This window comes from Streptomyces sp. NPDC005483 (genome assembly GCF_040606035.1).
GTDB lineage: Bacteria > Actinomycetota > Actinomycetes > Streptomycetales > Streptomycetaceae > Streptomyces.
In genome coordinates, this window is the sequence record NZ_JBEXEA010000033.1 from 34,585 (window position 1) to 56,727 (window position 22,143).

General features: G+C 69.2%; 18 protein-coding genes and 4 tRNA genes. 10 read left to right on the plus strand and 12 right to left on the minus strand.

What is annotated here, in order from left to right; all coding sequences use genetic code 11:
* The 3 genes from ABZT06_RS40205 to ABZT06_RS40215 all read right to left on the minus strand — a co-directional run.
* A partial coding sequence (locus ABZT06_RS40205; protein ID WP_355752621.1) for a DEAD/DEAH box helicase occupies window positions 1-1,820 on the minus strand: 1,820 nt, incomplete at its 3' end.
* A 233-nt stretch (window positions 1,821-2,053) separates the two neighbouring features.
* Window positions 2,054-2,575, minus strand: coding sequence for a hypothetical protein (locus ABZT06_RS40210; RefSeq protein WP_355752623.1), 522 nt, complete (start codon window positions 2,573-2,575; stop codon window positions 2,054-2,056).
* A gap of 90 nt (window positions 2,576-2,665) precedes the next feature.
* Complete coding sequence (locus tag ABZT06_RS40215) at window positions 2,666-3,016, minus strand: metallopeptidase family protein (protein ID WP_037722149.1); 351 nt, start codon at window positions 3,014-3,016, stop codon at window positions 2,666-2,668.
* An 85-nt stretch (window positions 3,017-3,101) separates the two neighbouring features.
* Here ABZT06_RS40215 and ABZT06_RS40220 point away from each other — a divergent pair, with 85 nt between their 5' ends.
* The 8 genes from ABZT06_RS40220 to ABZT06_RS40255 all read left to right on the plus strand — a co-directional run bounded on the left by ABZT06_RS40220 (window position 3,102) and on the right by ABZT06_RS40255 (window position 10,020).
* Window positions 3,102-4,631 carry a metallophosphoesterase gene (locus ABZT06_RS40220; protein WP_355752625.1) on the plus strand — a complete coding sequence of 510 codons (1,530 nt, stop codon included), beginning with the start codon at window positions 3,102-3,104 and terminating at the stop codon, window positions 4,629-4,631.
* A gap of 199 nt (window positions 4,632-4,830) precedes the next feature.
* Window positions 4,831-4,903: transfer RNA gene (locus tag ABZT06_RS40225), tRNA-Glu, on the plus strand.
* A gap of 38 nt (window positions 4,904-4,941) precedes the next feature.
* Window positions 4,942-5,016, plus strand: a tRNA-Asp gene (locus ABZT06_RS40230).
* 24 nt (window positions 5,017-5,040) lie between these two features.
* A tRNA-Phe gene (locus ABZT06_RS40235) sits at window positions 5,041-5,114 on the plus strand.
* Window positions 5,115-5,188: 74 nt separating this feature from the next.
* Window positions 5,189-5,473: a hypothetical protein gene (locus tag ABZT06_RS40240; protein ID WP_355752627.1), complete on the plus strand. Its 285-nt coding sequence runs from the start codon at window positions 5,189-5,191 to the stop codon at window positions 5,471-5,473.
* 71 nt (window positions 5,474-5,544) lie between these two features.
* Window positions 5,545-9,504 carry an ATP-dependent RNA helicase HrpA gene (hrpA, locus tag ABZT06_RS40245; RefSeq protein WP_355752629.1) on the plus strand — a complete coding sequence of 1,320 codons (3,960 nt, stop codon included), beginning with the start codon at window positions 5,545-5,547 and terminating at the stop codon, window positions 9,502-9,504.
* A 94-nt stretch (window positions 9,505-9,598) separates the two neighbouring features.
* Window positions 9,599-9,673, plus strand: a tRNA-Asp gene (locus ABZT06_RS40250).
* Between the two features lie 152 nt (window positions 9,674-9,825).
* A complete protein-coding gene (locus ABZT06_RS40255; protein WP_355752631.1) occupies window positions 9,826-10,020 on the plus strand; it encodes a DUF6274 family protein in 195 nt (64 codons plus the stop codon).
* 391 nt (window positions 10,021-10,411) lie between these two features.
* Here ABZT06_RS40255 and bldC read toward each other — a convergent pair whose 3' ends face one another.
* Both bldC and ABZT06_RS40265 read right to left on the minus strand, forming a co-directional pair.
* Complete coding sequence (gene bldC, locus ABZT06_RS40260; RefSeq protein WP_003949541.1) at window positions 10,412-10,618, minus strand: developmental transcriptional regulator BldC; 207 nt, start codon at window positions 10,616-10,618, stop codon at window positions 10,412-10,414.
* Between the two features lie 515 nt (window positions 10,619-11,133).
* Window positions 11,134-11,976, minus strand: a complete 843-nt coding sequence (locus ABZT06_RS40265; RefSeq protein WP_355752633.1) for a hypothetical protein — start codon at window positions 11,974-11,976, stop codon at window positions 11,134-11,136.
* 222 nt (window positions 11,977-12,198) lie between these two features.
* Here ABZT06_RS40265 and ABZT06_RS40270 point away from each other — a divergent pair, with 222 nt between their 5' ends.
* Entirely contained in the window at window positions 12,199-13,299 is a 1,101-nt protein-coding gene (locus tag ABZT06_RS40270; protein WP_355752635.1) for a Glu/Leu/Phe/Val dehydrogenase dimerization domain-containing protein, read from the plus strand.
* Between the two features lie 281 nt (window positions 13,300-13,580).
* The gene (locus tag ABZT06_RS40275) at window positions 13,581-13,835 is read left to right on the plus strand and encodes a DUF3073 domain-containing protein (RefSeq protein ID WP_123990237.1); all 255 of its coding nucleotides are present in this window, start codon (window positions 13,581-13,583) and stop codon (window positions 13,833-13,835) included.
* Between the two features lie 67 nt (window positions 13,836-13,902).
* On the opposite strand, the gene purM is transcribed toward ABZT06_RS40275, so the two are convergent.
* The 7 genes from purM to purS form a co-directional block, all read right to left on the minus strand.
* Window positions 13,903-14,970 (minus strand): phosphoribosylformylglycinamidine cyclo-ligase, encoded by a 1,068-nt coding sequence (gene purM / locus ABZT06_RS40280; RefSeq protein WP_355752638.1) that lies wholly within the window; start codon window positions 14,968-14,970, stop codon window positions 13,903-13,905.
* Window positions 14,971-15,016: 46 nt separating this feature from the next.
* The gene (gene purF / locus ABZT06_RS40285; protein ID WP_355752640.1) at window positions 15,017-16,543 is read right to left on the minus strand and encodes an amidophosphoribosyltransferase; all 1,527 of its coding nucleotides are present in this window, start codon (window positions 16,541-16,543) and stop codon (window positions 15,017-15,019) included.
* Between the two features lie 57 nt (window positions 16,544-16,600).
* A complete protein-coding gene (locus tag ABZT06_RS40290; protein WP_355752642.1) occupies window positions 16,601-17,410 on the minus strand; it encodes an META domain-containing protein in 810 nt (269 codons plus the stop codon).
* A gap of 50 nt (window positions 17,411-17,460) precedes the next feature.
* Window positions 17,461-18,258, minus strand: a complete 798-nt coding sequence (locus tag ABZT06_RS40295; RefSeq protein WP_355752643.1) for a sterol carrier family protein — start codon at window positions 18,256-18,258, stop codon at window positions 17,461-17,463.
* Window positions 18,259-18,722: 464 nt separating this feature from the next.
* The gene (gene purL / locus ABZT06_RS40300; RefSeq protein ID WP_355752645.1) at window positions 18,723-20,981 is read right to left on the minus strand and encodes a phosphoribosylformylglycinamidine synthase subunit PurL; all 2,259 of its coding nucleotides are present in this window, start codon (window positions 20,979-20,981) and stop codon (window positions 18,723-18,725) included.
* Window positions 20,978-21,658 carry a phosphoribosylformylglycinamidine synthase subunit PurQ gene (gene purQ, locus ABZT06_RS40305; protein WP_062025387.1) on the minus strand — a complete coding sequence of 227 codons (681 nt, stop codon included), beginning with the start codon at window positions 21,656-21,658 and terminating at the stop codon, window positions 20,978-20,980. The genes purL and purQ overlap by 4 nt, the downstream gene beginning before the upstream one ends.
* Window positions 21,655-21,918 (minus strand): phosphoribosylformylglycinamidine synthase subunit PurS, encoded by a 264-nt coding sequence (purS, locus tag ABZT06_RS40310; RefSeq protein ID WP_007383088.1) that lies wholly within the window; start codon window positions 21,916-21,918, stop codon window positions 21,655-21,657. The genes purQ and purS overlap by 4 nt, the downstream gene beginning before the upstream one ends.
* Window positions 21,919-22,143 lie beyond the last annotated feature (225 nt).

The window sequence follows — 22,143 nt, forward strand, 5'->3', positions numbered from 1 at the left end:
GAGGGGCGGTCGTCACGGCGGAAGCCGCCCGAGGGACGCTCGTCACGACGGTCACGGTTGAACCCGCCACCCGAAGGACGCTCGTCACGACGGTCACGGTTGAAACCACCCGAGGAACGGTCGTCGCGGCGCTCGAAGGAACGGCCACCACGGTCGTCCCGACGGTCGTCACGGCGGAACCCGCCACGCTCGCCGTCACGACGGTCATCGCGACGGAAACCACCACGGTCGTTGTCACGACGCTCGAACGAACGACCACCACGGTCGTCACGACGCTCGTAGTTGCCCCGCTCGTCACGGCGCTGACGCGGCTGCTCGTACGCGGGGCGCTCGGCGGCCTGCTCGGCGACCACGGCCTCGGCCGAAGCCTCCGCCTCCTTCGCCACGACCGCCTCGGCAGCAGCGGCGACGGCCGTCTCCGGGTCCTCACCGCGCTCACGGGCGGCACGGGCGACCAGGCGGTCGGCCTCCTCACGGAGCTCGGTCGCGCGGCGCTGCGCCCGCTCCAGCTCCTTGGTGAGCTGGGCGACCTCACGCTCGGCCTGCTGAGCCGCGTTGGCCGCGGACTCGGACTGGACCTCGGTCATCGAACGGGCGCCGGTGATCTCGGCGACCTCGGGCTCGAAGGCCGTACCGGAGTTGATGATGTGACGCCCGGCGTCGACGCCCGCGTCCTCCATCAGCCGGAAGATCTGGCGGCGCTGGTGCGGCAGGGACAGCGACACGACCGTGCCGGTGCGGCCCGCGCGAGCGGTACGGCCCGCGCGGTGCAGGTAGTCCTTGTGGTCACCGGCGGGGTCGACGTTCAGGACGAGGTCGATGCCGTCGACGTGGATGCCGCGGGCGGCGACGTCGGTCGCGACGAGCGCGTTGACGTAACCGTCCTTGAAGTCGGCAAGGGTGCGGGTGCGCGCGCCCTGGGTCATGCCGCCGTGCAGCGCGTCGGCCTTCACACCGGCGTCGCGCAGCTGCTCGGCGATGCGGTCCGCGCCCAGCTGGGTGCGGACGAAGATGATGGTGCGGCCCTTGCGGGAGGCGATGGCCGCGGTGACCGGCGCCTTGTCCTTGGGCTTCACGATCAGGATGTGGTGCGACATGGTCGTGACGTTGCCCTGGGCGCTGTCGACCTCGTGCGTCACGGGGTTGCTCAGGTAGCGCTTGACCAGGGTGGAGATCTCGTTCTCCATCGTGGCCGAGAACAGCATCCGCTGGCCGCCGGCCGGGACCTGGTCGAGCAGCTCGGTGACCTCGGGCAGGAAGCCCAGGTCGGACATCTGGTCGGCCTCGTCGATGACGGCGACCTCGATGTCCTGCAGCGAACAGGCGCCGCGGTTGATGAGGTCGCGCAGGCGGCCCGGGGTGGCGACGAGGATGTCGACGCCGCGCTCCAGGGCGTAGATCTGGTTGCTCATGGACGTACCGCCGCAGACGACCTTCATCTTCAGGCCGAGCTGGTCGCCGTAGGGCTGCAGCGCGTCCGCGACCTGCATCGCGAGCTCACGGGTCGGGGTGAGGATGACGGCGCGCGGCCGGTGCTTCTCGGTGCGGCCGCCGGACAGGCGGGCCATGGTCGGCAGACCGAAGGAGAGGGTCTTGCCGGAGCCGGTGCGGCCACGGCCGAGGATGTCCTTGCCGGCCAGGGCGTCCGGGATGGTCGCGGCCTGGATCGGGAAGGGGGTGGTCACGCCGTTCTGCGCGAGCTTGCGCACGACGGCCTCGGGGAGACCGAGGTCCGAGAAGGTGACCTCGGGAGCTGCCACGGCCTCTTCGGTGCCCTCGTTCTCGGGCACAACGACGTGATCAGTACTGGAAATGGACATGCGTATGCGAAACCTTCCGGAGTCTCGTCGGCACGCGCCCGTCAACTCCGTGATTCGCAATACGACCGCCTCTATGCGGTCAGCCACGGTAAGGGAGAGAACGCGCCACACGGCGCTCTTCTGCTTTGGCGCCGGGCAAATGATCAAACGATCTATAACCATACGCACCCGTCGCCCCCGAAGGCAAACCAATGCCCTTGTATGTATCGGAGGTCACTCCGGGCTTTTCGCCGTCACACCGGCGACCCGGCGGTGGGCGCCGGCTCCCGCTGGCTGAGCTGCGGTCCCGTCTCCGGCTGCGCGGACGAGGAGGGCTCGGCGGGCGGCGGCGACGGAGTCGGCGAGGCGGGCGGCTCGCTCGGCGCCGGCGGCTCCGGGTCGGGCGTACGGGTGGGCGCCGGGTCGGTCTTCGTCGCCGAGGGCACCGGCCCCACCGAACTCCCCGGCTTCGCCCCCGCCGAGGCCGACGCGCCGGGCCCCGCCGAAACGGACGCCGAGGGCGAGGCCGACTCCTCGCCGTCCTTCCCCTTGCCGTGCTTCCCGTGCTTGCCGTCCGAGCCCGCCCCGCCGAATCCCACGGAACCGCCCGCGCCCCCCGACCCGCCGTCCGGTGCCTCCCCGCCCCGCTCACCGGCGGAGTGCGACGGCTTCGCGCTGCCGCCTCCGTCGTCCCCGCCCACGCTCATGCAGCCCGCGGCGGCGGCGACGGCCATGACCGTGGCGGCCAGACGGACGGGTACGTACAAGGGGCGCACGAGCAGCCACCTCCGAGGGCGGTCGTCAAAGAGTCAACCTGCCCAACTCCCGCCGCCCACAAGAGGACACGCGCCCCGTTCCAAACGGCCTCAGCCGTACCCGAGTGCGTGCAGCCGCGCGTCGTCGATCCCGAAGTGATGGGCGATCTCGTGGACGACCGTCACCTCGGTCTCCGCGACGACGTCCTCGCGGGAATCGCACATCCGCAGCGTCGGCCCCCGGTAGATCGTGATGCGGTCCGGGAGCACCCCGGCGTACCACTCGCCCCGGTCGGTCAGCGGCGTGCCCTCGTACAGCCCGAGCAGCTCGGGATCCTCCGCCGGCGGTTCGTCCTCGACGAACACCGCGACGTTGTCCATCAGCCGCGTCAACTCCGGCGGGATCCGGTCCAGCGCCTCGGCGACCAGTTCCTCGAACTCCTCGCGCGTCATCTCCAGCACATGCCCATTCTCCGGCACGACCCCGCCGTACGAGAGTCCTGAGCACGCCCGCATATCCGCGGGCGGACCTGGGCATAGGGGACCAATGGCCCGCGTCCCCGCCGCAGTCCTGAACGTCCGGAGCATCCTGAACACCCTACGAAGGCCCCCGCGAGCCCTCGTCCGCCAGTACGGCAGGCGCCGCTCCAACCCGTCCGTCGAGCTCGTCCACCAGCCGCACCCCTGGGCCCGTGCCCTGGGCCTGGTGGCCGTCGTCCTTCTGGGTGCCTGGCTCGGACTGCTGATCGTCGGCAACGTCCGGGTCCCGGTCGGCCCCATGAACACGACGATGACCCTGCGCCCCTCCCTGTCCGGTGGCACGAAGATCAACGTCTCCCCGCTCGGCGCGCTCCAACTGGACAGCCACCAGGCCCCGGTCCGCCTCGACGTCAACGTCGACCAGCTCGACCCGGAACGCTCCCAGGCCCTGGTCGACCACCCCGAGCGCCTCTCCGGCCTCCAGGACGAGGTCGCGACCGACGTCGAGCACGGCACCCTCGACCTCGCCCTGCGCTCCTGCGTCGCCGTCGTGTCGGGTGCCACCGCACTCGGCCTCGCGGTCTACCGCCGCCCCCGCAGGGCCCTCGCGGCCGGCGGCCTCGCCCTCACCCTCCTGGCGGCCTGCGGCGGCACGGCGTACGCCACCTGGAACCCGGAATCCGTCCTGGAGCCGAAGTTCTCGGGGCTGCTCTCCTCCGCCCCCTCCCTGGTCGGCAACGCGCGCAGCATCGTCACCGAGTTCGACGTCTACCAGAAGGAGCTGGCCCGCCTGGTGACGAACGTGACGAAGCTCTACGACGTCACGTCCACGCTCCCCGCCTACCAGCCGGACCCCACCACCATCCGGGTCCTGCACGTCTCCGACATCCATCTCAACCCCGCGAGCTGGAAGATCATCGCCTCGCTGGTGGAGCAGTACAAGGTCGACGTGATCGTCGACTCCGGCGACACCATGGACCACGGGACGGCCGCGGAGAACGGCTTCCTGGACCCGATCCCCGACCTCGGCGCGCCGTACGTCTGGGTCCGCGGCAACCACGACTCCCTGACCACCCAGCGCTACATAGAGGGCCTCAAGGGCGTCCACGTCCTCGACGACGGCAAGGCGGAGACGATCGCCGGACTGCGGTTCGCGGGCATGGGCGACCCCCAGTTCACCCCCGACCGCTCCACGAACCCGGGCGCCGACGAGTCCCAGGAGGCGGCGGGCGACCGTCTCGCCGCGGCCCTGCGCGAGCAGCGGGCCGCGGGCACCCCGGTCGACCTCGCGATCGCCCACGAACCCTCGGCGGCCCGCGAGGTCGACGGCGAGGTGCCGATGATCCTTTCCGGGCACCTCCACCACCAGGAGATGGAGGTCATGAAGAAGGGCACCCGGCTGCGGGTAGAGGGCTCGACGGGCGGCAGCGGCCTGCGCGCCGTCGAGGGCAAGTACCCCGACCCCATCGAGGCCTCGATCCTCTACATGGACCGTGACACCCGTCGTCTCCAGGCCTGGGACGAGATCAAACTGGGCGGCCTCGGCCTCACGACGGCGGAGGTCAGCCGTCACCTCCCGGAGGACAAGCAGCCCTGATCGGCCGCGCCCAATCAATTTGGCCCTGCTCCGAGCGGCGTAGTACAGTCTCGTCGTGCCCAAGCGCACCGGTCAGGGCTTGACCGTCCGGCTCTCCGTAAGGAGAACAGGAGAAGCGGAACCCTCCGGGGGAAAGCAGAGTCACATGCTTCTCACGTCCCCCTGGAGACGCATAGACGAAGCAGAGCAGTATCGGTTTGCCCTCATCGTCTAGTGGCCCAGGACGCCGCCCTTTCAAGGCGGTAGCACGGGTTCGAATCCCGTTGGGGGCACGCAACACCGTGTGCGACACTGTTCGTGCACAACGCTTGGTCCTGTGGAGCAGTTTGGAGTGCTCGCCACCCTGTCAAGGTGGAGGCCGCGGGTTCAAATCCCGTCAGGACCGCTGAGGTTTCCCCGGAAGCCTCGCGGCTGGGTAGCTCAGTTGGTACGAGCGACCGCCTGAAAAGCGGTAGGTCGCCGGTTCGACCCCGGCCCCAGCCACAGCACAGACCCCGATCTCCGGATCGGGGTCTTGTTGTATATGCCGTGGCTGAGGGGCGAAGAGGGCGGGGACGATGAAGCAGGACGACGGTCTGGAGCTGGCCCGGGCGAGATACGGGCTGTTCGCCGTGCTGGCCGGCAATCTGGCCATCGCGGGGGTGGCGGTGGTCGGGGTCTGGCGGCTCCACGGCGACAAGGCGGTGGCCGTCGGCGTCCTCACCGCCGCCTTCACCGCGGTCAGCAGCATGACCACCGCCTACCTGGGCATCAAGGCCGTCTCCAACACCGCGCGGTCCATCGCCCTCGGTACGAACCGCGGACAGGCACCGGCCGAGACGCCGGCCCCGCCGACACCCTGATTCCACGGATCCACCGCCGGGGACAAAAGCGTTCGCCAGTAATTTCCCCGGGATGAGATCCTGGACCGCGTATGTCTACGCACCCTGCCCCCGCCCCCGGCACCCCCGCCTTCGGGGAACTCGCCGCCCGCCTGACCGAGCTGTCCCTGCGTGACGCGCACCGGCTCGGGCGCAGGCTCGAAGGCGCGCGCAAGATCCGCAAGCCGGAGGCGCGGGCCGCCGTGCTGGCCGAGATCGAGGCGGAGGCCGCCAAGAGCGCGGAGCGGGTGGGCGCACGCCGAGCCCTCGTGCCCGCCGTGTCGTATCCCGAGCAGCTGCCGGTCAGCCAGAAGAAGGACGACATCGCGGCCGCCATCCGCGATCACCAGGTCGTGATCGTGGCCGGTGAGACCGGCTCCGGCAAGACCACCCAGATCCCGAAGATCTGCCTGGAGCTCGGCCGCGGCGTCAAGGGCATGATCGGGCACACCCAGCCCCGCCGGATCGCCGCCCGTACCGTCGCCGAGCGGGTCGCCGAGGAGCTGGACACCCCGCTGGGCGAGGCCGTCGGCTGGAAGGTGCGCTTCACCGACCAGGTGAACCAGGACGCGACCTTCGTGAAGCTGATGACGGACGGCATCCTGCTCGCCGAGATCCAGACCGACCGCGAGCTGCGCGCCTACGACACGATCATCATCGACGAGGCCCACGAGCGGTCCCTCAACATCGACTTCCTGCTCGGGTACCTGGCCCAGCTGCTGCCCAAGCGTCCCGACCTCAAGGTCGTCATCACCTCGGCGACCATCGACCCGGAGCGGTTCTCCCGGCACTTCGGGGACGCCCCGATCGTCGAGGTCAGCGGGCGTACGTATCCGGTGGAGGTGCGGTATCGGCCGCTGCTGGAAGAGGACTCGGACGACTCCGACCGCGACCAGATCACGGCGATCTGCGACGCCGTGGAAGAGCTCCAGGGCGAGGGCAAGGGCGACATCCTGGTCTTCCTCTCGGGCGAGCGGGAGATCCGGGACACCGCGGACGCGCTCACGAAGAAGGCGTACCGCTTCACGGAAGTCCTCCCCCTCTACGCCCGGCTCTCGCACGCCGAGCAGCACCGTGTGTTCCAGCCGCACACCGGGCGCAGGATCGTTCTGGCGACCAACGTCGCCGAGACCTCCCTCACCGTCCCGGGCATCAAGTACGTCATCGACCCCGGCTTCGCCCGTATCTCCCGCTACAGCCACCGCACCAAGGTCCAGCGGCTGCCGATCGAGCCGGTCTCACAGGCCAGCGCCAACCAGCGCAAGGGCCGCTGCGGCCGTACGTCGGACGGCATCTGCATCCGCCTGTACAGCGAAGAGGACTTCGACGCCCGCCCGGAGTTCACGGACGCCGAGATCCTGCGGACCAACCTCGCCTCCGTCATCCTCCAGATGACCGCGGCCGGCCTCGGCGACATCGAGAAGTTCCCCTTCATCGACCCGCCGGACCACCGCAACATCCGCGACGGCGTCCAACTCCTCCAGGAACTGGGCGCGTTGGACCCGGCGCAGAAGGACGTACGCAAGCGGCTGACCGACACCGGCCGCAAGCTCGCCCAGCTGCCCGTCGACCCGCGCCTGGCCCGCATGGTCCTGGAGGCCGACAAGAACGGCTGTGTCCGCGAGGTCATGGTCATAGCCGCCGCGCTGTCCATCCAGGACCCGCGCGAGCGCCCGGCCGACAAGCAGACCCAGGCCGACCAGCAGCACGCCCGCTTCAAGGACGAGACCAGCGACTTCCTCGCGTACCTGAATCTGTGGCGGTACGTCCGCGAGCAGCAGAAGGAGCGGGGCTCCAGCTCCTTCCGCCGGATGTGCAAGCAGGAGTACCTGAACTTCCTGCGCATCCGCGAATGGCAGGACATCTACACGCAACTGCGCACGGTCGCCAAGCAGATGGGCATCCATCTCAACGAGGAGGACGCGGCCGACCAGAGCGTCCACGTCTCCCTCCTCGCCGGCCTTCTCTCCCACATCGGGATGAAGGACGTGAAGGACGGCAACAAGAACGAGTACCTGGGCGCCCGCAGCGCCAAGTTCGCGATCTTCCCGGGCTCGGCCCTCTTCAAGAAGCAGCCGCGTTTCGTCATGTCGGCTGAGCTGGTGGAGACCTCACGTCTCTGGGCCCGCGTCAACGCGAAGATCGAGCCCGAGTGGGTCGAGCCGCTCGCCGAGCACCTGCTGAAGCGGACGTATTCCGAACCGCACTGGGAGAAGGACCAGGCCGCGGTGATGGCGTACGAGAAGGTCACGCTGTACGGCGTGCCGATCGTCGCCCAGCGGAAGGTGAACTACGGCCGGATCGACCCCGAGTCCTCCCGCGAGCTTTTCATCCGCAACGCCCTCGTCGAGGGCGACTGGCGCACGCATCACAAGTTCTTCGCCGACAACCGCAAGCTGCTGAGCGAGGTCGAGGAACTCGAACACCGGGCCCGGCGCCGGGACATCGTCGTGGACGACGACACGCTGTTCGACTTCTACGACCAGCGGGTGCCCGACCACGTCGTGTCCGGCGCCCACTTCGACTCGTGGTGGAAGCGGAAGCGGCACGAGCAGCCGGAGTTTTTGGACTTCGAGCGCGCGATGCTCATCCGGGAGTCGGCGGAGGCGGTCACCAAGGACGACTACCCGGACTCCTGGCGCCAGGGGCCGCTGAAGTTCCGGGTGACGTACCAGTTCGAGCCGGGCGCGGACGCGGACGGTGTGACGGTCCACATCCCGCTCCAGGTCCTGAACCAGGTGAAGGACGAGGGTTTCGACTGGCAGATCCCGGGCCTCAGGGCGGAGCTGGTGACGGAACTGATCCGTTCCCTCCCCAAGCCGATCCGCCGCAACTACGTCCCGGCGCCGAACTTCGCCCAGCGCTTCCTCGATACGGCCGTCCCGCTGCAGGAACCTCTGACGGTCACGATGGCCCGCGAGCTGAAGCGCATGGTCGGCGTGCCCTTCGAGGAGGCCGACTTCGACCAGTCGAGGATCCCGGACCACCTCCGCATCACCTTCCGGATCGTCGACGAGCGGCGCCGGAAGCTGGCCGAGGACAAGGACCTGGAGGCGCTGCGGCTGCGGCTGCGGCCGAAGGCACGCCAGGCGCTCTCCCAGGCCGCGGCGGCCACGGCGGAACGCCAGGGCGGCGAATCGCTGGAGCGCAAGGGCCTGACCGACTGGACGATCGGCACCCTCACCCGCGTCTTCGAGACGCGCCGGGCCGGTCAGCCGGTGAAGGCGTACCCGGCCCTGGTCGACGACGGTGACACGGTCTCCGTCCGGCTCTTCGACACGGAGGCCGAGCAGGCCGAGGCGATGTGGCAGGGCACGCGGCGGCTGATCGTGCGCAACATCCCGGTGAGCCCGGCGAAGTTCGCGTCCGAGAAGCTGACGAACCCCCAGAAGCTCGCGCTGTCGGCGAATCCGCACGGCTCGATCCAGGCCCTGTTCGAGGACTGCGCGACGGCGGCCGCGGACAAGCTGATCGGGGACTTCGGCGGGCCGGCGTGGGACGAGGAGTCGTACCGGAAGCTGTACGACAAGGTGCGCGCCGAGATCGTCGACACGACGGTCCGTACGGTCGGGCAGGTGCAGCAGGTGCTCGCCGCCTGGCAGGCGTGTGAGCGGCGTCTGAAGGCCGTACGGAGTCCGGCGCTGCTGGCGAACCTGGCGGACGTGCGCAAGCAGTTGGACGCGCTCGTGAAGCCCGGTTTCGTGACGGCGACGGGCCTGCGCCGCCTGCCCGACCTGATGCGGTACCTGGTCGCCGCCGACCGCCGACTCCAGCAGATGGCGACGAACGTCCAGCGGGACACGACGCGTATGGAGAAGGTCCACGAGATGCAGGACGAGTACGCCTGGCTCCTGGAACAGCTCCCGCAGGGCCGGCCCGTGCCCCAGCAGGTCCTGGACGTCCGCTGGATGATCGAGGAGCTCAGGGTCAGCTATTTCGCCCACGCGCTCGGCACCGCGTACCCGATCTCCGACAAGCGGATCGTGAAGGCGATCGACACCCTCGCGCCGTGACGGCTCCTGCACACACGGTGAGTTCGACCAGGACCTCCCTGCTCCTGTACAGTCCTTCTCGCAGCGCAACGCAGCAGTAAGCGCCGCGAAACCTGGTCCTGTGGAGCAGTTTGGAGTGCTCGCCACCCTGTCAAGGTGGAGGCCGCGGGTTCAAATCCCGTCAGGACCGCAGTAGAAGCAAGGCCCGCATCCCGGGAACGGGAAGCGGGCCTTCTTCGTGTGCGCGGCGGCCTGGCGGCGTCCACGCCGTCTTGACGAGACCTCAAGACCCCGGTACCCAGAAACCAGGCCCCCGTTCCCCGTGGAGCCCGGAGGTGGCGTATGACGGCAACGGTCAGGCACGAGACGCGGGCGTTGCTCCGCGCGCATCTGTCGGCCGCGTCGTCGTATCGGCATCTGACCCACCACTGCCCGATCTGCCACCGCCTGTTGCGGCTGGCGATGGACTCCGCACCGGGAAGCGCCGACACGGCCCCGGAGGAGGCCGCGGAGGACGAGAGCCCGTCCCCGGCGTAGCACCCTTTAGCGCACCGGGCTCGACGGCGACAAGGACTCTGGCATGTGACGGGAGTCACCGCATGAGTTTTTGAAACCGTGGAACTTACCCCTGTCCTACAACAGGTCAATTTAATATGTGCAATTGCACCCTGGATCGGACGCCGAACGGGGACCGCCTCACAGGAGATCCGACACCCCTCCCCAGACTCCGACAAGCCCGCTCACAGGGCCACCGACTGCCCACGATCCGCGCACAAAAAAGATCGCGCTGGACTCGGCGGAGTCCAGCGCGATCGACGACGAGGTTGAGAATGGGCCCTGTTGGGGCAGGACCCGCGTCGCTTGGAGCTAGTGTCCGGACGCCGCGGCCAGCTGGGGGGCGGGCCGTTTTGTCCGGTTATTCAGTTGTTCAGGCCTCGCTGCGCTGCTGCGGGATGCCCGCGAGCAGAGCGCGGACCTCAGCCTCGCGGTAACGGCGGTGCCCGCCGAGCGTGCGGATCGACGTGAGCTTGCCGGCCTTCGCCCACCGCGTGACCGTCTTCGGGTCCACGCGGAACATCGTGGCGACCTCAGCCGGGGTCAGCAGCGGCTCGGCATCAGGGGTGCGAGCGGTCATGAGCGGCCTCCTCGGGAGAACCGATCGTTCTCGGTTCTTTCCTCTAAATTCTGCACCTTGACCCGCGTTGCCCGAAATGGCGGATGCGGGTCGAGTCGGTTATAGGACGAACGGCTTGTCCTCGGCACTACAACTACACCATCTGTCCAGCCGCGTCGGCCAAACCGATGGAATTGCCCCCCAGGTGTTCATCGGCGACGGAAGCCGATGGACCATGCCATAGCGGACAGTCACGCCACTGTGACGATCAGTCACAGCAGCGATCAGGAGTCACCAGACCCCCCAAAGCGGAACCTCCCCCGGGCCCCTTGTCCTATTTTGGCATGAGGAGAGGCAAGAGATGCAAGAGCCGGGTACGTGCGGTCCGTCACGCTTGACACTCCGTGAGGCGTACGCCCGGATCGGGACCTACGTCCCCTGTCGGTGAGACTTCAGGGGAAGTTGAACACCTTGAGCGAGGACGAAACCCCAAAACGGGCGTCAGGTCAAACGCCTGTTCGTGACATGGGGCACATTCAGTTGGCCGAGCGACGGTCCCTGACGGTCCGCCAGCGCTCCACGAGCCGCCCGTATGCCTCGCCCGCCGCGCCCCCGTCACCCTGCCTGAGCGCCTCGATGCCCTCGGCCACGTCGGCCGCCGAGTGGTCGTCCTCCAGCTCGCCCGGCGGGAGCACATGGACCAGACCGCCGTAGTCGAGCTCGACCAGCGAGCGGGGGTGGAACTCCTCCAGCCAGCGCCCGACATCGATCAGACCGTCGATGAGCGGTCCTTCGTCGACGGCGTCCTTGAGGGCCCTCAGGGCCCGCGCCACGCGCCTCCGGGCCTGCACCATGGGCGTGCGGTAGCGCAACATCGGCGGGATCTCGCCGGAGCCCTCGTCGAAGCGCCGCTCCTCGTCGGAGACGAGCACGAACCAGTTCAGCGGCACCTGCCAGGTCGCGGTGCGGATCCAGGGCCGGGCGTCCGGGTTGCGGGCGAGCCAGCGCTCGTAGTCCTGGGTGCTCTGGCGGCGTACGACCTCGGGCAGCGCCGCGTCCAGGACCGGACCCGGCAGCTCGTCCCCGAGCTCCTCCAGGGCCAGCCAGCCGCGCAGCCGGGTGCGCCACGGGCACACGCACACCACGCCGTCCACGTCGAGCACGAACGCGTCGCTGCTCTCGTGCACCGGCACCGGGACGGGCGGGACCGGCAGCAGGTCGGCCAGGGAGCGGCGCAGTTCGTCCTGGTACGAGGGACGGTCCGGACGGCGGGCGTAGCGCGCCCAGTGGCCGCGCTCGGGCTCGGGGAAGGCGGCCAGCGGTTCGTACACGCGCAGATAGGTCGCGTACGGGACGATCACCGAGGACACCTTGGGCACGCCTGCTCTCTCCCCCGCCGCCTGCCGGGAAAACCTGCGAAACCCGCACACAAACGCGCGGGAAAACTATGCAAATCGTCGCACGCCCGTGCCTCCGGAGAGGGTGATCCTGAGCACTGCACGGTCCTGGGCCGCCACAGGCCCTAATCTCGTGCTCACAGGCCCCGCCACCCGTACGGGAGCCTGTGCCCCATCGCCGCAATTTACCCAGGAGTCACCACAGTGACCGACGTAACCGGCGCCGCTGCCGACGTGCTGCACACCCTGTTCCACTCGGACCAGGGCGGTCATGAGCAGGTCGTGCTCTGCCAGGACCGCAAGAGCGGCCTCAGGGCCGTCATCGCCCTCCACTCCACCGCGCTCGGCCCCGCTCTCGGCGGGACGCGCTTCTACCCGTACGCGAGCGAGCAGGAGGCCGTCGCCGACGCGCTGAACCTCGCGCGCGGGATGTCGTACAAGAACGCCATGGCCGGGCTCGACCACGGCGGCGGCAAGGCCGTGATCATCGGCGACCCGGAGCGCGACAAGAGCGAGGAGCTGCTCCTCGCCTACGGCCGTTTCGTGGCCTCCCTCGGCGGCCGCTACGTCACCGCGTGCGACGTCGGCACCTACGTCGCCGACATGGACGTCGTCGCCCGTGAGTGCCGCTGGACGACCGGCCGCTCCCCGGAGAACGGCGGCGCCGGCGACTCCTCCGTCCTCACCGCCTTCGGCGTCTACCAGGGCATGCGGGCCAGCGCCGCGCACCTGTGGGGCGACCCCTCGCTGCGCGGCCGCAAGGTCGGCGTCGCGGGCGTCGGCAAGGTCGGGCACCACCTGGTCGAGCACCTCCTCGAGGAGGGCGCCGAGGTCCTGATCACGGACGTGCGGCAGGAGGCCGTGGAGCGGATCACCGCCCGGCACCCCGCCGTCTCCCGGGTCGCCGACACCGACGCGCTGATCCGGACCGAGGGCCTGGACATCTACGCCCCCTGCGCGCTCGGCGGGGCCCTCGACGACGACTCCGTGCCCGTGCTGACCGCGCGGATCGTCTGCGGCGCCGCCAACAACCAGCTCGCCCACCCGGGGGTCGAGAAGGACCTCGCCGACCGCGGGATCCTCTACGCACCGGACTACGTGGTGAACGCCGGCGGGGTCATCCAGGTCGCCGACGAGCTCCACGGGTTCGACTTCGAGCGGTGCAAGGCGAAGGCCGCGAAGATCTACGACACCACGCTCGCCATATTCGCACGTGCGAAGGAAGACGGGATTCCGCCGGCCGCCGCGGCCGACCGGATCGCCGAGCAGCGGATGCATGAGGCGGCCACGGAACGGGCCCGCTGACGTTTGACCGGTACCCGTCGGCGCACTCTTAGAGAGAACTCTCACGTTCGTCGGCGGGTCGGCCGCTCAGAAGTGGTTAAAATCGCGGTTGACCAGCGGGGACGGGGCTCCCCGAGGGTCCCGGGGCCGGGCCCGTGGTGCGGGCGACGTACCGTATGGGCGTGGGCTCAGGTACCGTGGAAGCCCTACGGACCGGTCTCTCCGCGGAGAGCCCGTTCCAGATCATGAACGCGTGTCAAGACTCTGGGGCCACCGAGCCCCGTATCCGAGGGGGTCGAGCCATGGGGCGCGGCCGGGCAAAGGCCAAGCAGACGAAGGTCGCCCGCCAGCTGAAGTACAGCAGCGGCGGGACTGATCTGTCGCGTCTGGCCAATGAGCTGGGCGCTTCGACTTCGAGTCAGCCGCCGAATGGCGAGCCGTTCGAGGACGACGACGAGGAAGACGACCCGTACGCCCAGTACGCGGATCTCTACAACGACGACGAGGACGAGGACGACGAGTCCGGTCCGTCGTCCCAACACCGCCGCGGCGCTTGACGCTCTAGCTGTGCTCAACCCGGTCCGGTAGTGGTCCACACCACCGGACCGGGTTTTGCGCTGCCTGTCAGGCGCTGTAGTCGCCCACCAGCTCGGCGCCGGTCTCCTTGTCTCCGCGGTCGGTGATCTCGCCCGCGACCCAGGACTCGACCCCGCGGTCGGCCAGGGTGGCCAGGGCGACGTCCGCCGACTCCTCCGGGACGATGGCGATCATGCCGACGCCCATGTTGAGGGTCTTCTCCAGCTCCAGGCGCTCGACCTGCCCCGTCCTGCCGACGAGGTCGAAGATCGGGTCCGGGGTCCAGGTGGTGCGGTCGACGATCGCGTGCAGGCCGTCGGGGATGACACGGGCCAGGTTGGCCGCCAGGCCGCCACCGGTGACGTGCGAGAAGGCGTGCACCTCGGCCGTGCGGATCAGGGCCAGGCAGTCCAGCGAGTAGATCTTGGTGGGCTCCAGGAGCTCCTCACCGAGGGTGCGGCCGAGCTCCTCGATCCGGGCGTCCAGGGCGAGGCCCGCCTCGTTCAGAAGCACATGCCGCACGAGCGAGTACCCGTTCGAGTGAAGACCCGAGGCCGCCATGGCGATGACGGCGTCACCCTTACGGATGCGATCCGCGCCGAGCAGCCGGTCGGCCTCCACGACGCCCGTACCGGCGCCGGCGACGTCGAAGTCGTCCGGGCCGAGCAGGCCCGGGTGCTCGGCCGTCTCACCGCCCACCAGGGCGCAGCCGGCGAGCACACAGCCCTCGGCGATGCCCTTGACGATCGCGGCGACCCGCTCGGGGTGAACCTTGCCGACGCAGATGTAGTCGGTCATGAACAGCGGCTCGGCACCGCACACCACGATGTCGTCCATGACCATCGCGACCAGGTCGTGGCCGATGGTGTCGTAGACGCCCAGTTGGCGCGCGATGTCCACCTTGGTGCCGACGCCGTCGGTGGCGGAGGCGAGCAGGGGACGCTCGAAGCGCTTGAGGGCGGAGGCGTCGAAGAGTCCGGCGAAACCGCCGAGGCCGCCGAGCACCTCGGGGCGCTGCGTCTTCTTCACCCACTCCTTCATGAGCTCTACGGCGCGGTCGCCCGCCTCGATGTCGACGCCCGCGGCTGCGTAGCTGGCACCAGTTGTCTCAGACATGGCAGTAGAGAACTTTCGTGTCGTACGGCAGGTATGGCGGGGCCGGCTACGGGCGACGGATCGCGTCGGCCGCGGCCGTGGCGGCGGGCCCTGCGGCCAGCTCGGTCTCCAGGAGCTGCTTGCCCAGCAGCTCGGGGTCCGGGAGCTCCATCGGGTACTCGCCGTCGAAGCAGGCGCGGCAGAGGTTCGGCTTGGCGATGGTGGTCGCCTCGATCATGCCGTCGATGGAGATGTACGCCAGGGAGTCGGCGCCCAGCGAGGTGCCGATCTCGTCGATGGTCATGCCGTTGGCGATGAGCTCGGCGCGGGTGGCGAAGTCGATGCCGAAGAAGCAGGGCCACTTCACGGGGGGCGAGGAGATCCGGATGTGGACCTCGGCGGCGCCCGCCTCGCGGAGCATGCGGACCAGGGCGCGCTGGGTGTTGCCGCGCACGATCGAGTCGTCGACGACGACCAGGCGCTTGCCCTTGATGACTTCCTTGAGCGGGTTCAGCTTCAGGCGGATGCCGAGCTGGCGAATGGTCTGCGAGGGCTGGATGAACGTACGGCCGACGTAGGCGTTCTTCACGAGACCCGCGCCGAAGGGGATGCCGGACGCCTCGGCGTAGCCGATGGCCGCCGGGGTGCCCGATTCCGGTGTCGCTATGACCAGGTCGGCGTCGACCGGGGCTTCCTTCGCGAGCTTGCGGCCCATCTCCACGCGGGAGAGGTACACGTTCCGGCCGGCGATGTCGGTGTCGGGGCGCGCCAGGTAGACGTACTCGAAGACACAGCCCTTGGGCTTCGCTTCCGCGAATCGGGAGGTGCGCAGGCCGTTCTCGTCGATGGCGACGAACTCACCCGGCTCGATCTCGCGGACGTAGCTGGCGCCGCAGATGTCGAGGGCGGCGGACTCGGAGGCGACGACCCAGCCGCGCTCCAGGCGGCCGAGGACCAGCGGGCGGATGCCCTGCGGGTCGCGGGCGGCGAACAGGGTGTGCTCGTTCATGAAGACCAGCGAGAAGGCGCCCTGGACCTGCGGGAGGACCACGGGAGCGGCCTCCTCTATGGTCAGCGGCTTGCCGTCCTCGTCGACCTGGGCCGCGAGGAGCGCGGTGAGCAGGTCGGTGTCGTTGGTCGCGGCCACCCGGGGGCTGCGGCCCTCCTGCTTGGGCAGGTCGGCGACCATCTCGGCGAGCTGCGCCGTGTTGACCAGGTTGCCGTTGTGGCCGAGCGCGATGGAACCGTGCGCGGTGGCACGGAACGTCGGCTGGGCGTTCTCCCACACGGAGGCGCCGGTGGTCGAGTAGCGGGCGTGACCGACCGCGATGTGACCCTGGAGCGAACCGAGCGAGGTCTCGTCGAAGACCTGGGACACGAGGCCCATGTCCTTGAAGACGAGGATCTGGGAGCCGTTGCTGACCGCGATACCCGCGGATTCCTGGCCCCGATGCTGGAGGGCGTAGAGCCCGAAGTAGGAGAGCTTGGCGACCTCTTCACCCGGAGCCCAGACACCGAAGACGCCACAAGCGTCCTGGGGGCCCTTCTCACCGGGGAGCAGGTCGTGGTTGAGTCGTCCGTCACCACGTGGCACGGTTCCGAGTGTAGGCGAGATCGACCACTGGTCCGAATTCGCGGAGAGTGGGCTTTCTTACTCCGCCCGGGCCACAACGCTCCTCCCGGGGGCCTCGGTGATCTTCAGGGAATCGTGTTCCTGCTGGTAGGAGACCTTTCCGGAGAGGATTCCGGCGAGTTCGCGCTCGGTCTTCATCACCGGTCCCGAACACATCATGCGCGTGGTCGCGAGGCGCCCGAACTCGATGGTGCCGTCCTTGACCGTGCTCTTTCTGACGGTGGCCCTGCCCTGGAAGGTGTTGCAGCCGAGGCTGCCGGTGACGGTGTTGTTCTCGGTGAGGACGAGATAGGCGTTCTCGCCGAGGGACCAGCGCGTGCCCTTGAGGGCGGGGTCCTTCTCCTCGCGCAGGGTGATGGTGTCGTCCTGCGGGCTGGTCAGGGTGAGGGTCCTGGCACCCGGGCGGCCCTCCAGCTCGGCCTTGAGGTCGTTGTCGAAGACGCTGACGAACTTCTCCTCGAAGCGCCCCACGGCCCCTTGGCAGCCGATCAGTGTCATGGCGAGGTCGGAGACCTTCACGGTGTCGCCCTCGATGTCCACGTCGGCGCCGATGCTGTTGCAGCCCACGGAACCCCCGGACTCGCCGCCGTCGGTGTCCGGTTCGGCGGCGCCGGGCTTGAAGGTGATGTGGGCCTTCTTGAGAGCGCCCTGGCCGGGCAGGACGTAGTCCTTGCCGTCGACGGTGACCTTCCTCGGCACCCAGGAGGTGTCCGCGATGGCGGAGACGTCCTGGGTCCTGGTCCCCGCGGGTTCCGTGCCACAGGCGGTCAGGACGGTGGTCCCGGCCAGGGCCGCGGCCGCGTACTTGGCGTATGTCGTCCGCTTCATGGCTCTTTGACGCGTGGGACGGGAGAAGGGTTCAGCCCGTCAGCAGCTGATCAGCTCATCAGGGGAAGCAGCCCGCCCAGGTCGGCCCGCTCCCCGCTCGCGCTGACCTTGGCCGCGTCGAGCGCGCCCTTCCAGGTCAGCCGGCCGGTGGCGAGCCGGATCCAGGTCAGCGGGTCGGTCTCGACGACGTTCGGCGGGGTGCCCCGGGTGTGCCTCGGCCCCTCGACGCACTGCACGACGGCGTACGGCGGGATCCGCACCTCGGTCGAACCGCCGGGCGCCTTCGCGGCGAGGGCGTCGGCGAGGAGGCGGGTGCAGGCGCCGAGTGCCTGGCGGTCGTACGGGATGTCCAGTCCGGGCACGGCTGCGCTCAGGTCGTCGGTGTGGACGACGAGTTCGACGGCACGGGTGACGAGATAGTCGGCGAGGGGCAGCGCGCCGGCGTTGGTCTCCAGGAGCCGCGTGCCGGGGTGCGCGTCCAGCAGCTCGGCCAGGGTCCGGTCGACGTCGGTGAGGTAGGCGTCGAGGTCGGGGTGGAGCTCGGCGAGGCCGCGGGTGAAGTCGGCGATGGACGAAGAGCTGGCGGCGGTGGCGAAGGGCCAGTCGAGGAGTGTGGCGTCCTGCCGCGCGGGCGCGGGCAGATCAAGGCTCCGGTGCACGGCCGTGACCGCCATCCCGATGTGCGCGACGAGCTCCCGCACGGTCCACTCCCCCAGCCGCGTCGGCAGCGCCAGCTGCTCTTGCGTCAGGGTGCGCACGGCCGCGCGGACATTTCCGAGCTGAGCCTGCACGGCCTTGCGGATCTTCACGGGGTCGTAGCTGCGGACACGCTTCCTGGCCGTGGACATGGCGGTGAGCCTAGTCGGCCGGGGGGCGGGTGAGGAGGGGGCGGTGATCTTCGTGCAGCGGCGGCGGGTGCGGTCGTGGACGTGCTTGTGGATGACTTCGGCGAGTTCGGGCGCCGCTGGGCGGGTCCGGCCATGGACGGGGGTCGGAGCGCGGCGGAGGCGACGCGACGGGGGCTGGCCCATGGGCGGGGGCGCGATGCCCACCGGAACTCGCGCCCTGCGTACTGCCCCGGCCCGGCTCGACCCACGTGAACTCCCGCTCGTCCAGGACCCGCGCGCTCGCGGCGACCGACTCCAGACCCTGCCGCGAGGTCGGCTTCAGTGGCCCCCAGGCGTACGTCGACGCGACGAGCGTGACGTAACGGAACAGGAGTTCAGGAACTGCGGCACAGCAACCGTTGCCGACGTGACGAAGGCCCCGCCCGTCTCGGTGACGGGCGGGGCCTTCGCAGTCGTACGACTGGCTACTTCAGCAGCGCCGGAATCGTCTCCTCGTGCGCCGTCCGCAGTTCCTCCAGGGACAGTTCGAACTCGCCCTGGAGCTCGACCGAGTCGCCGTCGACGACACCGATGCGGGTGACGGGCAGGCCCCGCGCGCCGCACATGTCGTTGAAGCGGAGCTCCTCGGAGCGGGGGACCGCGACCACCGCGCGGCCGGCCGACTCCGAGAACAGCAGCGTGAACGCGTCCAGACCGTCCGGGACGATCAGGCGGGCGCCCTTGCCGCCGAGCAGCGCCGACTCCACGACCGCCTGGATCAGGCCGCCGTCGGAGAGGTCGTGCGCGGAGTCGATCATGCCGTCCCGGCTGGCGGAGATCAGGATCTCGGCCAGCAGGCGCTCGCGCTCCAGGTCGACCTTGGGCGGCAGACCGCCGAGGTGGTCGTGGATCACCTGGGACCAGGCCGAGCCGCCGAACTCCTCACGTGTGTCGCCGAGGAGGTACAGCAGCTGGCCCTCCTCCTGGAAGGCGACCGGAGTGCGGCGGGCGACGTCGTCGATGACGCCCAGGACCGCGACGACGGGGGTCGGGTGGATGGCCACCTCGCCCGTCTGGTTGTAGAGGGAGACGTTGCCGCCGGTGACCGGGGTGCCCAACTGCTGGCAGGCGTCGGCGAGTCCGCGGATGGCCTCAGCGAACTGCCACATGACGGCCGGGTCCTCGGGCGAGCCGAAGTTCAGGCAGTCGGAGACGGCGAGGGGCTTGGCGCCGGTGGTCGCCACGTTGCGGTAGGCCTCCGACAGCGCCAACTGGGCGCCCGCGTACGGGTCCAGCTTGGCGTAGCGGCCGTTGCCGTCCGTCGCGATCGCGACACCGAGGCCGGTCTCCTCGTCGATGCGGATCATGCCGGAGTCCTCCGGCTGGGCCAGCACCGTGTTGCCCTGCACGAAGTGGTCGTACTGCGAGGTGATCCACTTCTTGGACGCCTGGTTGGGGGACGACACCAGCTTCAGGACCTGGTCCTTCAGCTCCGCCGAACTCCCGGGCCGGGCAAGCTTGTTGGCGTCGTCCGCCTGCAGGGCGTCCTGCCACTCGGGGCGGGCGTACGGGCGCTCGTAGACCGGGCCGTCGTGCGCGACCGTGCGCGGGTCGACGTCGACGATCTTGCCGCCGTGCCAGTAGATCTCCAGCCGGTCGCCGTCGGTGACCTCACCGATGACGGTGGCGATGACATCCCACTTGTCGCAGATCTCCAGGAACCGGTCGACCTTCGACGGCTCGACCACCGCGCACATGCGTTCCTGCGACTCGCTCATGAGGATTTCCTCGGGCGAGAGCGTGGAGTCGCGCAGCGGTACGTCGTCCAGCGTCACCCGCATGCCGCCGGAGCCGTTGGAAGCGAGCTCGGAGGTGGCACAGGAGAGACCAGCGGCACCGAGGTCCTGGATGCCGACGACCAGCTTCTCCTTGAAGGCCTCCAGGGTGCACTCGATGAGGAGCTTCTCCTGGAAGGGGTCGCCGACCTGGACCGCGGGACGCTTGGACGGCTTGGCGTCGTCGAAGGTCTCGGACGCCAGGATGGACGCGCCACCGATGCCGTCACCGCCCGTACGGGCCCCGTACAGGATGACCTTGTTGCCCGCGCCGGACGCCTTCGCGAGGTGGATGTCCTCGTGCCGCATCACACCGATGGCACCGGCGTTGACCAGCGGGTTGCCCTGGTAGCAGGCGTCGAAGACGACCTCGCCGCCGATGTTGGGGAGCCCGAGGCAGTTGCCGTAGCCGCCGATGCCCGCCACCACACCCGGCAGCACGCGCTTGGTGTCCGGGTGGTCGGCCGCACCGAACCGCAGCGGGTCCACGACCGCCACCGGCCGGGCACCCATCGCGATGATGTCGCGGACGATGCCGCCGACACCGGTGGCCGCGCCCTGGTAGGGCTCGACGTACGACGGGTGGTTGTGCGACTCGACCTTGAAGGTCACGGCGTAACCCTGGCCGACGTCCACCACGCCCGCGTTCTCACCGATGCCGACGAGAAGGGCGTCCGACTGGGGAGCCTTCTCGCCGAACTGGCGCAGGTGCACCTTCGACGACTTGTACGAGCAGTGCTCGGACCACATGACCGAGTACATGGCGAGCTCGGCACCGGTGGGCCGGCGGCCGAGGATCTCCACGACCCGCTCGTACTCGTCCTTCTTCAGGCCCAGCTCGGCCCAGGGCAGCTCGACGTCGGGGGTCGCGGCCGCGTGCTCGACCGTGTCCAGAGGCGTCCGGCTCATGCGTTGACCAGCTTCTTGAGGATCGACGTGAAGAACGGGAGGCCGTCGGTACGGCCGGTGCCGATCAGCGGCTCGGTGGCGTGCTCCGGGTGCGGCATGAGGCCTACGACGTTCCCGGCCTCGTTGGTGATGCCGGCGATGTCACGGAGGGAGCCGTTGGGGTTGAAGTCGAGGTAACGGAAGACCACCCGCCCCTCGGCCTCCAGCTTGTCCAGCGTGTACTCGTCGGCGACGTACCGGCCGTCCATGTTCTTCAGCGGAATGTGGATCTCCTGGCCGGACGCGTAGTCGACGGTCCAGGCGGTGTCCGCGTTCTCCACCCGCAGCTTCTGGTCGCGGCAGATGAAGTGGAGGTGGTCGTTGCCGAGCATCCCGCCCGGGAGGAGGTGGGCCTCGGTGAGGATCTGGAAGCCGTTGCAGATACCGAGGACCGGAAGTCCTGCCTTGGCCTGCTCGATGACCGTCTCCATCACCGGCGAGAAGCGGGAGATGGCGCCGGCCCGCAGATAGTCGCCGTAGGAGAAACCACCGGGGAGGACGACCGCGTCGACCTGGTGGAGGTCCTTGTCCTTGTGCCAGAGGGCGACCGGCTCGGCGCCCGCGAGGCGGATCGCACGCTGGGTGTCCCGGTCGTCGAGGCTGCCGGGGAAAGTGACGACGCCAATACGAGCGGTCACTTCGCGGCCTCCGCGACTTCCTCCACCTTGACGGTGAAGTCCTCGATCACGGTGTTGGCGAGGAAGGATTCCGCAAGATCGTGGATGCGGGCGAGCGCGGCCTCGTCGACCGGTCCGTCAACTTCCAGTTCGAATCGCTTTCCCTGACGTACGTCGGAGATGCCGTCGAAACCCAGTCGCGGCAGTGCGCGCTGCACCGCCTGGCCCTGGGGGTCGAGGATCTCCGGCTTGAGCATGACGTCGACTACGACGCGTGCCACTGGCACTCCCGGTGGTGTGGTGCTGAGCAGGTTCCTTCAGACTACCCGCACAAAATTTCTACGCGCGTTGAGTTGGAGGAATCTACGTGACGGCCATCACCAGGCACCAGGGAGGCGGCTGTTCGCGAAAATTTCCGGGAAAGATCTCAGATCGACACCCGATACCTATTGCGCTCGGACACGCGGAAGGATTTAGTCGAGCTTCACAATGCATTGTCGGGCACT

Bases quoted from the DNA above. Each gene is read 5' to 3' on its own strand.
- ABZT06_RS40240 (WP_355752627.1), top strand. From the start codon at position 5,189: ATGAAGCAGGACGACGGTCTGGAGCTGGCCCGGGCGAGATACGGGCTG.
- purM (WP_355752638.1), bottom strand. From the start codon at position 14,970: ATGTCTGAGACAACTGGTGCCAGCTACGCAGCCGCGGGCGTCGACATC.
- ABZT06_RS40255 (WP_355752631.1), top strand. From the start codon at position 9,826: ATGACGGCAACGGTCAGGCACGAGACGCGGGCGTTGCTCCGCGCGCAT.
- purL (WP_355752645.1), bottom strand. From the start codon at position 20,981: ATGAGCCGGACGCCTCTGGACACGGTCGAGCACGCGGCCGCGACCCCC.
- ABZT06_RS40290 (WP_355752642.1), bottom strand. From the start codon at position 17,410: ATGAAGCGGACGACATACGCCAAGTACGCGGCCGCGGCCCTGGCCGGG.
- ABZT06_RS40220 (WP_355752625.1), top strand. From the start codon at position 3,102: ATGGCCCGCGTCCCCGCCGCAGTCCTGAACGTCCGGAGCATCCTGAAC.
- bldC (WP_003949541.1), bottom strand. From the start codon at position 10,618: ATGACCGCTCGCACCCCTGATGCCGAGCCGCTGCTGACCCCGGCTGAG.
- hrpA (WP_355752629.1), top strand. From the start codon at position 5,545: ATGTCTACGCACCCTGCCCCCGCCCCCGGCACCCCCGCCTTCGGGGAA.
- ABZT06_RS40275 (WP_123990237.1), top strand. From the start codon at position 13,581: ATGGGGCGCGGCCGGGCAAAGGCCAAGCAGACGAAGGTCGCCCGCCAG.
- ABZT06_RS40295 (WP_355752643.1), bottom strand. From the start codon at position 18,258: ATGTCCACGGCCAGGAAGCGTGTCCGCAGCTACGACCCCGTGAAGATC.